This window comes from Pseudomonas sp. NPDC088885 (assembly GCF_044750025.1).
GTDB lineage: Bacteria > Pseudomonadota > Gammaproteobacteria > Pseudomonadales > Pseudomonadaceae > Aquipseudomonas > Aquipseudomonas rustica.
The window spans coordinates 331,031-346,154 of record NZ_JBIVJB010000001.1; the positions used below are offsets into that span (position 1 = coordinate 331,031).

Consider the following 15,124-nt stretch of genomic DNA (forward strand, 5'->3'; position numbering starts at 1 on the left):
TGATCTAACGGACGCCTTCGCGAGCAAGCCCGCTCCCACATTGGACTTCTGTCGTACAGAAAAACCGAATTCACTGAAGATCAAATGTGGGAGCGGGCTTGCTCGCGAAAGCGCCCGATCAGGCACTACAAATCCCAGCCCTACAACACCGAAAAGCTATAACTCACAATCACCCGCGTCTCATCCACATCCCGCGCAAACTGCTCGTAGTTCGTGCGATACGTCGCATTCCTCAACCGCACGCTGACATCCTTGAACGTCCCTTCCTGAATCACATACTTCAACTCGCTGTCACGTTCCCACTCTTTGCCTTCCTGATCACTGCCCAGCACTTTGATGTGATCACCGTTAACGTAACGGGTCAGGAAGCTCAAACCATTAATGCCAATCGCCTTGAAGTCATAGTCATAACGCAACTGCCACGAGCGCTCTTGCGCCGCGGCAAAATCGTTAACCTGAACGTAGTTGACCAGATAAGGATTACTGCCATCGAGGTACGGCATCGAGTTATCACCGTTCATACGCTGCCAACCCGCGCTGAACGTATGACCGCTGTGTGCGAAAGACAGCAAACCGCTCAACGCACGGTTATCGATGGAACCGGCCTTCGCATCGCCGCTGTCAGCACTCTTGAGCAAGCGCAGATCAGCCTTTAATACACCACCCGCCAACGGCTGATTGGCCAACAACCCGACAAAGTGCTGACGGTAGATGTCTTCCAGTTCCGCGTAGTGATATTGACCGGTCAGACGATCATTGATCTTGTAATCGAAGCCGTACATGTCGAAATGATCGGCCGTGGTGTTACATGCGTAACGCTTGTTCTTGCAGTGCACGCGGATGTCTTGCGAATCGGTGGAATCGCGGGCGGTGTACTGATCCAGACGCGCCGCCATAAAGGTTAGATCCTTCACCTCTTTCGAAGTCAGCATCGCGCCGTTGAACATCGTCGGCAGCAGTCGCCCGTCGTTGTACTTGAGCAGCGGCAGATCCGGCCGCAATGCGCCGTACTTCAACACCGAATCAGAAACGCGCACTTTGGCGGTCAGGCCCATCTTCGCGTACTGATCTTTCGAACCGCGCGGATCCTGACCGCTCGATGGCAGCAAACCACTGTTGCTGCTGTCAGCACTGGAATCGAGTTTGAAACCGAGCATGCCCAGCGCATCAATACCAAAGCCCACCGTACCCTCGGTGTAACCCGATTGCAGATCGAGAATAAAACCCTGAGCCGACTCTTCACGCTTCGACGCGTCCTGCTCGTTGGAAGTGTGCCCATCACGGAAGTCGCGGTTGAAGTACACCGTGCGCGATTCGATTTTCGCCGTGCTGTCTTCGAGAAAACCGCTGGCCTGAACCGGCGCGGTAAAACCGGCGCACAGCACAAAGGCTCCGAAGCCAAACGACTGGCGCGGGGTGATGAGGGGAAATGGGGGACGCATGAAAAACTCCAACACTGCAGCGTTTGCGCAAGCGCGCAATAAGCCAGAAATAGCTCCCGATCCGGGTCAGAAAACCGAGCCGGACAGAAGTGGAAACACGGGGGTGAACGACAATGATGGCAGATGGCTTTGACGGGCCAAAGACGACTTTAGTCTGAATCTGAGCGACGATTTCCTGTGCGTCCGGTCGGATAGATGCCCTCGCCGCACGCGCTTTTCAGTGCAGCGAAGCGCCCGGTTTTATTGAGCGAAAGCCCCCAACTAAGGGTTTCCCCCATACCAACAAGGGCCAACGTCTACGGCATTTGCGCCTTGAACGAGGCGGTTGAATGCTGCACCATCCGGGCTCTGCTTATTCAAGGACGGAATTCAAGGCATGTTGGACGCCAACGCAACCCACATTACCCTCACGCTCGAAGGCGCCTCCGCTGACCTGCAAGTACTCAGCTTCACCGGTCGCGAAGCCCTCAATCAGCCCTTCCGTTTTGACCTCGAACTGGTCAGCGCCCGCCCTGACCTGAAACTCGAAGAGCTGCTGCACAAACCCGGCGTTCTGACCTTCGGCGCCACCGGCGAAGGCATCATCCACGGCCTGGTCTATCGCATCGAGCAAGGCGATTCCGGCAAGACGCTGACCCGCTACAGCATCAGCCTGGTGCCGCAACTCGCCTACCTGCGCCACAACCACGATCAGCAAATCTTTCAGAACCTGACCGTGCCGAAAATCATCGGTCAGGTGCTCGAAGCACGCGGCATTCTTGCCGACGCTTATAGCTTCCAGCTCGGCGCCGAATACCCGCAACGCGAATACTGCGTGCAGTACGACGAGTCCGACCTGCACTTTATTCAGCGTCTGTGCGAAGAAGAAGGCATCCACTTCCACTTCCAGCACAGCAGCAGCGGCCACAAACTGGTGTTTGGCGACGATCAGACCGTATTCCGCAAACTGAAAGCCGTCAGCTACCAGCAAGACTCCGGCATGGCCGCGGAAAAACCAGTGATCAAGCGCTTCAACCTGCGCCTGGAAACCCGCACCACCCGCGTCAGCCGCCGCGATTACGACTTCGAGAAACCGAAGATCCTCCCCGAGGCCGCGAACAAAACCGAGTTCAGCCCGGATCTCGAAGACTACGATTACCCCGGCCGCTTCACCACCCGCGAGCGCGGCAAATTCCTCACCACCCGCGCCCTCGAACGCCATCGCAGCGACTACAAACTCGCCGACGGCAAAGGTGACGAGCCAACCCTCACCAGCGGCCATTTCCTGACCCTCGCCGAACACCCGCGCGCCGAATGGAACGACCTGTGGCTGCTGCTGGAAGTCTTCCACGAAGGCAAACAACCGCAAGTGCTCGGCGAAAACGTCACCAGCGACGTCACCGACCACAAAAGCGATTTCCACCAGGGCTACCGCAACAGCTTCCTTGCGACCCCGTGGGACGCGCACTACCGCCCTGCCCTCGAACACCCGAAACCGAAAGTCCTCGGCAGCCAGACCGCCGTCGTCACCGGCCCCAAAGGTGAAGAAATCCACTGCGACCAATACGGCCGCATCAAAGTGCAATTCCACTGGGATCGCGAAGGCCAGTCCGACGACAACACCTCCTGCTGGATGCGCGTCGCCAGCGGCTGGGCCGGCGCAGCCTATGGCGGCATCGCCATCCCGCGCATCGGCATGGAAGTCCTCGTCACCTTCCTTGAAGGCGACCCCGACCAGCCCTTGGTCACCGGGTGCCTGTACCACAAGGAAAACGTCGTCCCCTACGACCTGCCCGCGAACAAAACCCGCAGCACCTTCAAAACCCTCAGCTCCCCGGGCGGCAAGGGCTACAACGAATTCCGCATCGAAGACAAAAAAGGTGCCGAACAGATCTACCTGCACGCCCAGCGCGACTGGGACGAAAACATCGAACACGACCAGAAAATCCGCGTCGGCAACGAACGCCACGACACCGTCGAAGCCAACACCTACAGCGAATTCAAAGTCGAAGAACACCGCATCACCCACCTCGACCGCAAAAGCGAAATGCGCGCGAACGACCACCTGACGGTTGCGGTGACTCAGCACGTCAAGGTTGGCACGGCGCAGTTTGTTGAGGCCGGGACGGAGATTCACTACAACGCTGGCGAGAAAGTTGTGATGGAAGGCGGCATGGAACTCACGGCCAAGGCTGGCGGGAGTTTTGTGAAGGTGGATGCCGGGGGTGTGACGATTAGCGGTGCCGAGGTGAAGGTGAACTCTGGCGGTGGGCCGGGTGCGGGTACGCCGGCGGCGCCGTTGTTGCCGGGGCCGATGAAAGTGGCGGATGCGGATAAGGCGGGGAAAGTCCTCGTGCCGCTGCCGAAACGCTTGAGCGAGTCCGGTATCACACCGTTGTGCGGCAAACAAAACAACGGCGCTTGCAGCCGTAAGGATTGCACATGCATGTAAAAGCGCTGAGCGCCCTCCTCGAAGCCCCGCGCCATTCGTTCGAGCAATTGCCACGTGAAAGCTCCGGCCAGAGCCTGTGCTTCATCATCGACCGCGCCCGTCAACCTGAGGCCATGAGCCGCCTCTACCGCATCGGCGAACCGATGAACTCGCAAGGCCTGTTCATCAGCACCGACTTCGCTGAAATTGCCGCTGACGGCCCGCTGTGGCTGACCGCACCATGGGGCAGCCGCCTCGCCCATGAAGCGGCAAAACTCTGCGAAGAAAACTACGCCGGCATCGCGCTCACCACCGCCGACCCGGACAAAGCACTAGCCCACGCCCGCTGGCTGCTGCGCGCCAATGACGGTTCCGGCGGCCAAAGCCTGCTGAGCTACCACAAACCGAGCCTGTGGGCCGCGCTGGCTTACACCGCCGTGGAAAACTCACAGCAACTGTTCGGCCCGTGGCAACACGTCTACACCCCAGCGCCAGTCCACTTCGGCCGTAACCGTGGTCACTGGCTGAGCTGGCGCTCCGTCTCGGAACTCGAATGGCTCGGCGACGTCTCAGCGTTCAACCTGCCATCGGACGCGCCGAAGGTTCAGGAACATTTGGGTTGGATCTACTGGACGGACGCGCAATACGCCGCCTACGGCGAGCCGACCGATGAGGAACTGCCCAACCTCGTGGCAAACCTCAACGTGCTGGTGGCCCACAACATTTACGAAGGTCGCCATTTACTGAAACTGGGCCAGATCACTAACGGTCCGCTGCTCGAAACGCAGCCCCAGGCAATGGCCATCCTGCAATCCAGGGAAGAGTCGTTCATCAAGGTTCAGCAGTTGCAGCAGCTGGCTAGTAGCGCCGCTTGATGACCCCCGTCCGCGTAAAGAATGAATGGAATCGAAATGGAAACTGATCTCTCAGAAGCACCCAAGGTAGAACTCAACGGCCCAGCTGCCACCGCATCGACCCCTGCCGCACCGGTCGAGACCAAACCGACTCTGGAACTTGATCCCCAACCTGAAGCGCCTGCCAGTTGCTCCAACGCGTTCGACAAAGTCAAAACAGCTTGCTCGACGTCCTACGGCGAAGTGATCTACGCCACCAAAGAAAAGATGTTCTATCTGTTGCCTGAGCGCGCGGCCAGCTCGATCAAAGAAGCAATGAGCGAGCTTGAGCAACACATCAGCGCAAGCAAGTCACCAGAAGAACGCCTCAAGGGCATGAACAGCGCAGGACTGCTGGAGTATTTCCTGGAGCCCAAGCTCTCTAACTTCCTGCAAGGCGAACAAAAAAGCCGAATGCTCGAAATCGAGGCTCAAGAACCTGATATCGCTCAACCGACAATGGCCATGCGCCTTAAAGCTGTTGGTAGAGAAGCCCGAAACAGTGCTGCGCTGGACAAATTGCCGGATCAAAGCGAGTACGCCCGCAATCGGGAATTGGCCAACCAACAACAAGCTAGCTTGCTTGAAGCCAACTCCGAAGGGCAAAAGCTGCAGCGGCTCTACAGCGAGTGGAAGAAGCTGAAGACCGTCGCCATCGCTCAGGCCAAGATCGCCGGTTACACCTACGAAAGCGGTAATCTGTTTTCCCCCGGTGCACTTGAAGCAAGAAGTCGCGTACAGACTTACTTGAAGGCGCGTGCAGCACTTACAGCCAGCGGCAAGCTCACCACGCTGAAAGAGGAAGACTTCCAGAAAAACAAGAAGGCCTATCTCGACGCCACAAACTGCGTCATCGACGGCAAAGCCCGGATGTGTGGTTATTTGGCGGATGTCGCCAGTGAGCGCAAAAAAGTCGAAAAAGACTTCGCCGCCTATATCGATTCGATCTTGAAGGTCGCCGATTACGGTCTCGCTGTCCCGGAATTCGCACTCATTCCAGACACTGGCAACATCAGCGCCGGGGTTGAGAAGTTCAAGGCCTACCTTGAAATGGAGCAACGGCAGATCACGCTCAGTGAGCAGATCCGCACAAAATACAAAGCATGGATTGATGCCAGCGGACAAAACGTCGCGCCGCCGGCCGGTATCGTCGAGGTCGAGCGAGCCGAATGGCATCGCATTCAACAAGACCGCATCAAGCTGCGCGATGATGCGGAGGCCGCCGTAGCCGCCGCTCTGCCACTGCGGCACCTGCTCTGGGAACCTGAACAGTTCCAGCCAAAACCCGAAGAGCGCCTGGTCAAAGCAGGATTTCCGCTGCGTGAAGTCGCGCTTTTCAACAGCCCCAACAGCCCCGTCAAACACCTGAGCATGCTCAATCTCGAGGGCATCACCAAAGTATTGAAAAAAGACGCCAGTGAAATCGGCGCCTCAATGGCCAAAGATGCGCAGAAGCTCCCCGGCAACAGCAGTGGTCAGGCCGCGACGGACACAGACGACAACCCTTTCCATGAATGGTTACGGCGCGAAGGCGCCATCGCCATCAAAGACCAGCAAAGTGACTGGTTTGATGAGAAAGGCTGGTTTGACGTAGAACTCTTTCACGCTTATCTGAAATCGAAAAATTACAAAGTCGACACTTTTGAGGATGCCGGTGCCCGCAAAGATTGGGGCCTTCGCTTGCGTCAGTTGCTGTTCAAAGAAGAAGTCAGAAGCTCGCTGCGCCTGTTCGACAACAGCCCGCAAGCACAACTCGTTCGTGCACTGACACCGTCGCAATCATCGATTCACACCGGCACGAAAGTGACCGGACCGGCATTCAGCGTGACCGACAACTTCAAAGCTTCCGCCAAAGCCGAGGTCAGCTTGGGTATCGACCTCGCCCGTGGCGAAGTTGAACTGATGAAAATGGATCTGCCGGGTAGAGATCAGGCGAAAGACATCCTTATTCCCTACCTCGATTACGAGAAAAACCGCAAAAACCTCAACCTCGGTCGATTCTCGATCCATTTGGGCGCACGCGCCTGGGGTTATACCGGCGCCACCCTCCTCCTTTCATCCAGCGTTCAATTGGGTCGCGCAAACGTGCAGGGCGGACTAAACCTTCCGGAAATCACCGATGCAAAACGTCCGGACACGACTAATGCAACCGCTGCAACCGTAAGAAGCGAACCGGTACTGGAAGGCAACGCCGCCAAGGTTCGGGTAGAAGATGGTGCCAAAGCCCAATTCAACCTCTTTGCGGGAGTGCAGGCAGGTATTCTGCTGACAGGCGCCTTGAATTGGGCGCCACCAAAGGAGATCGCCGCGTTACGCACTGCGCCAACACCGGGGATGGGCAACAGCGTCAACAGTACAAAAGCCAGCGAATGGTCGAGCTTGGCCAGACTTACCGCAGGCTTTACCGCCGCGTACGGCCTCGGTACAAGCGCCGACATCGGCATTTCACTGCATGAAGGTCGCTTCATCATGCGGTTCAAAGCATCCGTAATTGTCGGAGCAGGCGCTGGTGGCGAATTCCAGTTTGAAGTGGGGTATGACGGGGTGACTGACCTGATTAACCTGTTGCGTCGCGAAATGCATAAAAATCAGGACAAGTCTCTGATGTTTGTGACTGACGATGCCGCTGACTATATCGACAAGCTGAACTTCCTCGGGGCTGCAGGTATGGAAGTGGCGATGGCGTATATGCAGGGCATTGATGTGGTAATGTCTTTGTATGAAGCGCTGACTAAAGGTGGTCGTGGAGGAACGGTTGCTCATACCATTATGACAACTCGCAACCAAACTGAACTTGAGCAGTGGTTTGTATCCGCTACGCCCGGCGCGCTTGGCCCTATGCTAATGACACTTACAAGCTCAGCGAGCGCATTTAAAATCCCTGTAAAGCTATCCGAATCAAGTCAAGAGACCGAATACAGCCACGACCAAGCTTATTTACTTCAGCAGAAAGCAGTTGAGCGCGTTCTTGGATGGATCGTAAAAAACGCCGAAAAAGACTGTACTTTACCAAGAGCAAAAAGCCAATTCGAGGAAGCATGCATGTGCATGAACAAATTTGGCATTAAAGAAAAAAACTTCAGCCAAGCATACTGTGAAAATCGTCTACAAATGGACAACTTCATGGCAGAAGCCGTCATGCGAATTCAGGATCGCAGTAGTGATGACGTAAGGTACCGTTACAAATCGCATGTAAAGACCCTTGGTGAGCGTTTAGACGGATATTGCTCCCGCGTGCAATTTCATGGAAGGAATTATCTACCGGGAGGAAAAGCGACATATATCGGACCAGACAACATCTTCAATTAATGAGACCAATCATGCTCAACAATTCATTCATCACCACCATTTTAATTTGTTTGGCTTTTATATCGCAAAATGCAGCGGCTCTTACAGACGAGCAGTTATCAGCAAAAACAAAGGGAATAACGCTTTACAATCAATACAAACCTGCAGAATCGGAATTACGTATCGCTGCCGAAGCGGGAGATGGAGAGGCACAATTTTACTTGGCAGAAGAACTCCGTCAAAAAAGCCAATACCTTACGCCGGAAGCAAAAAAATGGCTGGAATTAGCGAGTTCAACGGGAAATTTTTACGCAATGCTCAGACTCGCGCGATCAGACGATGATCTTTGTAAAAGTCTGAACAATTGCCCTCCAGGACAGAAAACTCCGGCCGAATGGTTGATTACTGTTAAAGAAGAAGCAACGCAAAAAGCTAACAACGGTGATGCCGAGGCAGCTTACATCATGTATTTAGCTTCTGGGCAATTGGACTGGCTGGAAAAGTCTGCAGAGTCCGGTTTCGCTGAAGGCCAATGGTTGCTTTCTACTCGGTATAAAGAGGGGAAAGGGTCATTTATCCTTCCATGGAAGCGGTCAGAAGCAGCAGAGCGATGGGCGCAAGCATCTGCCAAAGGAGGAAACCCAAAAGGAATGATGGAGTACGCCGCAATCCTCTATGAAAATGGTGATGTAAAAGGATTTCGACATTGGAATGAGCAAGCTGCATCAATCAGCTTTGCTACAACAGTCTATGGTTACGGTTCGGATCTTGCCCATGAACCTGACACCTATGGTTATCCATATGATGTTGTGAAGGGATATGCGTTAGTTTCTTTGCTGAAAGAACTAAATGGTGGAGGGGGCTTGGATACGAGTGTAGCCGACAAGCTTCCAAAAATTGCAGAGAAAATGACCGCCACTCAAATCGAACAAGCTAAAAAATATGCTATTGAGTGGAAGGCGTCGCATCCTCCCCTGTCCTTTTACCCAGAAAAACTAGGCCTCTAGTTTTGAATCAGCGACTTCAAGATAATATAAAACATTTGATGGTAGGTTTTTTAATAGCGTTTTTTTCATCTGATTTACTGGCGCTTACTGGCTCAAAGATTGCAATAAAATCTCGCGGTATAATTTTTTACAATCAGTTGAAGCTCGACGTCGCCATTCAACAATTAACGGTCGAGGCAGCAAACGGCGAGACCGACTCATAACACTACCTCGCCGAGGCGATAAGGAAGAAAAATCGTTATATGTCCCCTGAAGCACAGCATTGGTATGAATCCGCAGCGGAGAAAGGTGATGTATATGCGATGATTCAGCTTGGGCGAATAAAAAATGACCTTTTCCAAAAAATTGGCAACTGCCCTCCTAGTAAAAAAACACAAGCAGAATTGTTGGAGCGAGCAAAAGAAGTGACGCAACCGAAAGCGCGTTCGGGCGACCCTGAATCTCTATATTTAATGTATGAAATAACCTTGGATCGCGAATGGTTAGAAAAATCCGCAGTGGCCGGATTAAAGTGAACGCCAGGGCGAAGGTTTTTTTCTCATTCCAGGCAAGCGCGAGGCATCTGTTCGAAAATGGCTGTTACTCTGGAAGTCCTGCTCATAGAAGGTGACATGACGAGCATTCGCCACTGGCTTGAGTTAGCAACTGAAACCGGAGACCAAAGCGCAGTGAGTAATTACGGCGCATATATTTCACATACACCTGACAAAGTTGGGTACCCCCCAGACCTAGTCAAGGGTTATGCGCTGTTCTCCCTCCGGAAAGAACTTGACGGAGGCGGAGGAATAAAAAGATACGTCGAAAAAAACTTGACTTAATAGCTGAAAAGATGGCACCGGAGCAAATTGAGCAATCACAAATTGTGGCAAAAGAATGGAAGGCTAACCATCCGCCAATTTCTTTTTTTCCCGACAAATTGAGTGACTAGCCATCATTTTCTTGATTGTTATGGGGGGGGGGTGAGCGAGGCGCTGAGTTTCACTCTCTCTCCGTGAAAATACCGTGATACTCATGCGACTATTGAATACTAGAACCAAGTTAACTAAAAGCACGGGCGCTGGAAGCCACTATGACAGTGACCGCCGCCAATTAAACGCCCCTTACGTCTAACCGCGAAGAGTTTTTAATTGTTGCCCGCCAAAATCTTCCGTCAAACACCTAGCTCAAGCGAGCGATCCAAGTTGAAAATTAAAAATTTTACCTCTGTATTATTTTACATTTTTTCTCTGCTTTTCTGCAGTATTTCGAACGCCGAACTCACAGCACAGCAGGAAATAGCAAAACAAAAGGGCATTGAGCTTTACAATCAATACAAAGCCATTTCTGCTATCGACTTTTTAAAGATCGCCGCAGAGGGCAAAGATGATGAAGCACTTTATTATTTGGGTGAAGCGACTAGAAAAAATAATAGGTACATGACCCCGGAAGCGCACAAAGCGTACGAAGAGTCCGCTAAAAAAGGTAATATTTATTCAATGATTCGACTTGGTAGCGCTGATGAAGATTTGTGTGCAACCATGAAAAACTGTGATCAGGGAGAAACGTCGCCCACAGAGTGGCTAAGTAAAGCCAAACAATTAGCGAGTGAACAGGCTTCAAAAGGCGACGCTGAGTCAATGTATCTAATGTGGAACATAACAGGGGACGATGATTGGTTAGATAAATCAGCAGAAAATGGTTTTCCTGTTGCTCAGTTTCGTCTTGCGACTAAATACCAAGAAGGTGGTGGATCATTTCTACTTCCGTCGAGACGTAAAGATGCTATTGAACGATGGATGAAAGCATCCGCTGAAAATGGTTATCCTCCAGCAATGATGGGGATGGCGGCAGTTACTATCGAAAAAAACGACTTACCTGCTTTTAGGGATTGGAATGAAAAAGCAGCAACATCTAGCTACGTAGCTGGAGTTTTTGGCTACGCCTCTTACATTGGAGAGAAAGAGTCAAAATATGGATTCCCATTAGATCTAGTGAAGTCATACGCCCTACTTACAAATCTGCTAGAACTCGACGGCGGGGGAAATATGATCAGGTACGTAAACGACACATTACCGGATATTGAAAAGAACATGTCAAAGAAGCAGATATCAGAAGCGAAAGAACTTGCGAAGACTTGGAAGTCCACCCATCCGCCGCTTTCATTTTTTCCAGACAAGTTAGGATATTAACATCAGTGATGGGTATGCCGAAGTTCTTTAGGGGCGATAGCTTTTATTTGTACAATATTCACCTCTGCGTCGCCCCTCACAAAAGAATCCTTTCCGGACAAAAATCAGCACAACCAGATAGCAACAAACACCTCAACCAATCAACGGCAAACCAAAACCGAAAGCAGAAGTACAATATTAGTCGGGCAGAGCACGACTCCTGGTATCGTTTTATACAATCAACTGAACCTTGACGCTGCCGTCCTCACATTAAAAGAGGAAGCCTACGCAGGTATTGTGGATTCGCAATATTATTTAGGGGAGGCTCTACGAAAACGCAATCGTTCTATGACGCCCGACGCCCGCATTGGTATGAAGCGGCAGCAGAGAGCGGAAGCGTATACGCAATGATTCGTTTGGGCCGAAGCGGATTTTTCTTACCTTGGAAACGTTCGGAGGTTGTAGAAAATCTGTTCGAGGCCTCCGCGAAAGGTGGGAATCCACAGGCCATGATGGAAATTGGAGCTATCCGATATGAATAAGGTGACCTTGAAGGATTTCGTTACTGGAACGAGCAGGCTGCACTGGCTGGTTATGCAACGGCCGTTTACGGTCATGGTTCAGATCTTGCCCACGAACCGGACGCCTATGGTTTCACCTACGACATCGTTAAAGGCTATGCTCTTATTTATTCACTGAAGGAGTTGGACGGTGGTGGTGGCATACAGTCAATAGTTGATAGCAAGCTGCCAAGAATTGAAGCCAAAATGACTCCGCAGCAAATATATGTAGCAAAAGAGTTTTCTGCCCAATGGAAAGCTAGTCACCCACCCTTGAGCTTTTTTCCAGACAAGCTAAGCCGCTAGGTGAAAGAGGCTCTTTAGCCAGCAGCAGTGAATCAGCCTACATTTATCAGCCATTCACTCCTGCCAAATTACCTACCCCATCAAACCGGCGCCTTCCAGCTCACCATCTGTTGCTGCGCGACCTGCAGCAAATCATTGCCATCCTGCGCCAGCAGATACAGCGCATGGGTAATGTGCGGAATGTCTTCCACGTCGGCTTGCTTGAAGCACAGACAGTGCAATGTTTCGAGCAGGTCGCTGCACGCGCGGATGCGCTGGACAGCTGCTTCAAGGATGTCTTTGGGGTTGGCTTCGGTATCGATGAGCAGTGTCGGGCTTTCGGTGATGTTGCTGTTTAGAGGGTGATAACGGTTTGGCAGCGGATTCAGTATCGGCATAGAGATAACTCCAATTGGGTAAGTAACCCGCCGACACCGTGACCAAACGAGGGAGGCGGACTGTATGCAAGCTTGGTCAACTGAATACCCAATCAGCTCGCCCGAAGGCAATCCTGCACACAGCCGCCACAGCAATGCACTCCGAAGACATAAGTGTCCGCGGCGCGAATGATGGCACATGTACGAGTATTCAGGTGACCAAACCCGAGCCGCTGATTTTGCAGCGACACCCGACAATACCCGCCCCGCTCCAGACCCCGAAAGCAGACAAAGCAGCAGCTTCTGTAGGAATTCGCCAAACCGCGCGAAGAAAACCGCCTCACTCCCTGACAGCCGGCGTTCAGCCGGGTTAACCATCGCTTAACGTCGTGGTCGAAAACTGTACTGAACCGCACGCCCTCAGCCGTTGGCTGACGCCCAGTGCGGCAGGTTCGGTTTGTATTGCACCGAACTCTCTTTCCGTCGCACGGGAGTCTTTTCATGAACATTCGTCCGTTTCTGCTCACCACTGCCCTCGCCTGCGCGGCTTTTGCCGGGTTGGCGCAGGCCAATGACACGTCGGCCACATCGAAAGCGGTGCCTTATGAGTACGGCATGCCGCTGCATGTGGCGAAGGTGATTTCGTTGACTGAGCCGGCCACTCAGCAATGCAAGGTGATTACGGCTGATATGAAGTACATCGATAACGCCGGCAAGCCTGAGGAGATCAGTTATCGAAAAATGTCTGACGCGTGCAGTTTCCAAAACTGACAGAACGTTCTGATTTTTGGCGTTGCGGTAGGCGTGGGGTGTTTCGGGGGTTATGCTCGGGGCCCTCCTCACTGCCGCAAGGATTAGCCATGCAGTTGTCGTTTCGCGCGTTGTCGGGCATTACCTCTTCGTTGTGTTTTTTGCTGGCGTTGGCCTGGGGCTTTTTCCCCGAGGTGTTGCTGGCGATCTGGAGCATTGAGTATTCGACCGCAGTCGGGTTTGTCGCGCGGCGCAGCGCGGTATTGTTTGCGGCGTTGGGGGTGATGTTTTTTCTGGTGCGCAATGCACCGCCGTCGGTGGCGCGCAGTGCGCTGAGCGACGGCTTTATCGTCGGTTGTTTTGGCTTGGCTGTGCTGGGCTTTGGCGAATGGCTGAACGGCCATGCCGGCCCCGGCATTTTGCTGGCGGTGCTGGTCGAGCTCGCGCTGGGCCTTGGTTTTGTGCAGGCCCGGCGCGTGACGGTCGAACTGGCTGAAACAGTGGGTTAAACGGCTCTGGATCGCGGACTGTAGTGGTGCGGTGTACTTTGCTTGTTCAGATCCGAACGCAGCCCTGCGATCAGTTCATTGATCTCGCGACAGCCGTTGAGGTGGCTGGCGTCGATGTCACGAACCATTAGATCGACCTGATCAGTCTGGTGATCGCCAAACACTTTGACGGTCATCAGCAAGTCCGGCGACAGCGTGCACTGGCAGCGCTTTGGCAGGAAACTGCTTTCAACGATGTTACGAAGTTCCAAGGCAGACAGAAACATGGCGAACCCTCTCCTTACTGTGAGATTGCCAATCAAGTATTCACGCTGACCTTTGCTGCGCCTGCACGGGTGTGTCCCCGCTGTTTCCATGGTGCGGCAAACGGTGGTACGGCGAAATGCCCATTGGAGTGTAGGCGCCCAAACCCGGTGCGCCGCACTGAAAAGACGCATAAAGCGTGCCTTTCATCGGGTCATTCTGACCCACATAAAAATCAATCACTTGGCGCAAAGGCCAGTATTTTGCTACGTGCAAAATGCCGGTTGAGCCCTTTTGCGCGTTGCATTTTGCAATCTGTTGCGGGTTTGCATTCATCACCCATGACGGTAAGAATGCTTGTCAAACCACCCTACACCCGCAAGGAGGCATCCATGGGTTCTTTACGCGCTTACGCGACCACCGGGCTGATTATCGCCAGCCTGTCCACCCTCGCCCACGCGGCGAAACTTGAAGACGTCGCACCTTACCCGAAGGCTGAGGCGGGCTTTACCCGTCAGGTCATTCATTTGCCGAAGCAAGAGAATGAAGAAAACTTCCAGGTCGAGATTCTTGCCGGCAAGACCCTTGAGGTGGACTGCAATCGTCCGAAGCTCGGCGGCGTGCTCGACGAGAAAAATCTGCAAGGCTGGGGCTATCCGTATTATCGCCTCGAGAAAGTCATTGGCCCGATGAGCACGCTGATGGCCTGCCCGCCCGGCAGCAAGAAGAAGCGCGCGTTCGTGCCGGTCGTCGGTGATGGTTTCACCGTGCGTTACAACAGCAAATTGCCGATCGTGGTCTACGCCCCAACGGACGTCGAAGTGCGCTACCGCATCTGGTCGGCCTCGGACAAGGTCAACACAGCCATTCAGGAATAACCGGGCAAGGAGCACGTGCAGTGATTACTTGCCACGTCAGATACGTGATCGACCCGTACCAACTGACCGAGTTCGAGGCTTACGCCAAGGCCTGGCTCGGTATCGTTGAACGCTTAGGCGGCAGCCATCATGGCTATTTTTTGCCATCGGAGGGTGCGAGCAACATTGCGTATTGCCTGTTCAGTTTTCCGTCGTTGGCGGATTACGAAAGCTATCGGCATATCGCGATGACCGACCCAGAGAGCACCGCGCTGGTCGCCTCTTTGGTCGAGAAGAAGTTCATTGTCAGCTACGAGCGCACGTTCCTGCGCCCGCTGCTGCCCTGAACACCGTTA

Annotated in this window: 13 protein-coding genes; 10 read left to right on the forward strand and 3 right to left on the reverse strand. The window is 53.3% G+C overall.

Going from position 1 to position 15,124, the window contains the following annotated elements; genetic code table 11:
- Positions 1-140: 140 nt before the first annotated feature.
- Positions 141-1,442, reverse strand: a complete 1,302-nt coding sequence (locus tag ACIP1X_RS01255; RefSeq protein WP_400748559.1) for an OprD family porin — start codon at positions 1,440-1,442, stop codon at positions 141-143.
- A 376-nt stretch (positions 1,443-1,818) separates the two neighbouring features.
- Here ACIP1X_RS01255 and ACIP1X_RS01260 point away from each other — a divergent pair, with 376 nt between their 5' ends.
- From ACIP1X_RS01260 to ACIP1X_RS01285, 6 genes are all read left to right on the forward strand, one after another.
- Positions 1,819-3,873 carry a type VI secretion system tip protein VgrG gene (locus tag ACIP1X_RS01260; RefSeq protein WP_400748562.1) on the forward strand — a complete coding sequence of 685 codons (2,055 nt, stop codon included), beginning with the start codon at positions 1,819-1,821 and terminating at the stop codon, positions 3,871-3,873.
- A complete protein-coding gene (locus tag ACIP1X_RS01265; protein ID WP_400748565.1) occupies positions 3,864-4,727 on the forward strand; it encodes a DUF4123 domain-containing protein in 864 nt (287 codons plus the stop codon). Before ACIP1X_RS01260 ends, ACIP1X_RS01265 begins: the two co-directional genes overlap by 10 nt.
- A gap of 36 nt (positions 4,728-4,763) precedes the next feature.
- Positions 4,764-8,054 carry a hypothetical protein gene (locus tag ACIP1X_RS01270; protein WP_400748568.1) on the forward strand — a complete coding sequence of 1,097 codons (3,291 nt, stop codon included), beginning with the start codon at positions 4,764-4,766 and terminating at the stop codon, positions 8,052-8,054.
- A gap of 11 nt (positions 8,055-8,065) precedes the next feature.
- Positions 8,066-9,040 (forward strand): tetratricopeptide repeat protein, encoded by a 975-nt coding sequence (locus ACIP1X_RS01275; protein WP_400748571.1) that lies wholly within the window; start codon positions 8,066-8,068, stop codon positions 9,038-9,040.
- Positions 9,041-9,282: 242 nt separating this feature from the next.
- A complete protein-coding gene (locus ACIP1X_RS01280; RefSeq protein ID WP_400748574.1) occupies positions 9,283-9,555 on the forward strand; it encodes a hypothetical protein in 273 nt (90 codons plus the stop codon).
- Positions 9,556-10,167: 612 nt separating this feature from the next.
- A complete protein-coding gene (locus ACIP1X_RS01285; protein WP_400748577.1) occupies positions 10,168-11,208 on the forward strand; it encodes a tetratricopeptide repeat protein in 1,041 nt (346 codons plus the stop codon).
- 925 nt (positions 11,209-12,133) lie between these two features.
- Here ACIP1X_RS01285 and ACIP1X_RS01290 read toward each other — a convergent pair.
- Positions 12,134-12,430 (reverse strand): hypothetical protein, encoded by a 297-nt coding sequence (locus tag ACIP1X_RS01290; RefSeq protein WP_053119866.1) that lies wholly within the window; start codon positions 12,428-12,430, stop codon positions 12,134-12,136.
- A 480-nt stretch (positions 12,431-12,910) separates the two neighbouring features.
- Here ACIP1X_RS01290 and ACIP1X_RS01295 point away from each other — a divergent pair, with 480 nt between their 5' ends.
- Complete coding sequence (locus tag ACIP1X_RS01295; RefSeq protein WP_053119864.1) at positions 12,911-13,180, forward strand: DUF2790 domain-containing protein; 270 nt, start codon at positions 12,911-12,913, stop codon at positions 13,178-13,180.
- Positions 13,181-13,269: 89 nt separating this feature from the next.
- Positions 13,270-13,668, forward strand: a complete 399-nt coding sequence (locus ACIP1X_RS01300) for a hypothetical protein (protein ID WP_400748580.1) — start codon at positions 13,270-13,272, stop codon at positions 13,666-13,668.
- On the opposite strand, the gene ACIP1X_RS01305 is transcribed toward ACIP1X_RS01300, so the two are convergent.
- Positions 13,665-13,934 carry a DUF1652 domain-containing protein gene (locus ACIP1X_RS01305; RefSeq protein ID WP_053119860.1) on the reverse strand — a complete coding sequence of 90 codons (270 nt, stop codon included), beginning with the start codon at positions 13,932-13,934 and terminating at the stop codon, positions 13,665-13,667. The genes ACIP1X_RS01300 and ACIP1X_RS01305 overlap by 4 nt on opposite strands.
- Positions 13,935-14,303: 369 nt before the next feature.
- Here ACIP1X_RS01305 and eco point away from each other — a divergent pair, with 369 nt between their 5' ends.
- Together eco and ACIP1X_RS01315 are read left to right on the forward strand one after the other, a co-directional pair.
- Positions 14,304-14,789, forward strand: coding sequence for a serine protease inhibitor ecotin (eco, locus tag ACIP1X_RS01310; protein ID WP_053119858.1), 486 nt, complete (start codon positions 14,304-14,306; stop codon positions 14,787-14,789).
- Between the two features lie 20 nt (positions 14,790-14,809).
- Positions 14,810-15,115, forward strand: coding sequence for an NIPSNAP family protein (locus ACIP1X_RS01315; RefSeq protein ID WP_159811344.1), 306 nt, complete (start codon positions 14,810-14,812; stop codon positions 15,113-15,115).
- Positions 15,116-15,124 lie beyond the last annotated feature (9 nt).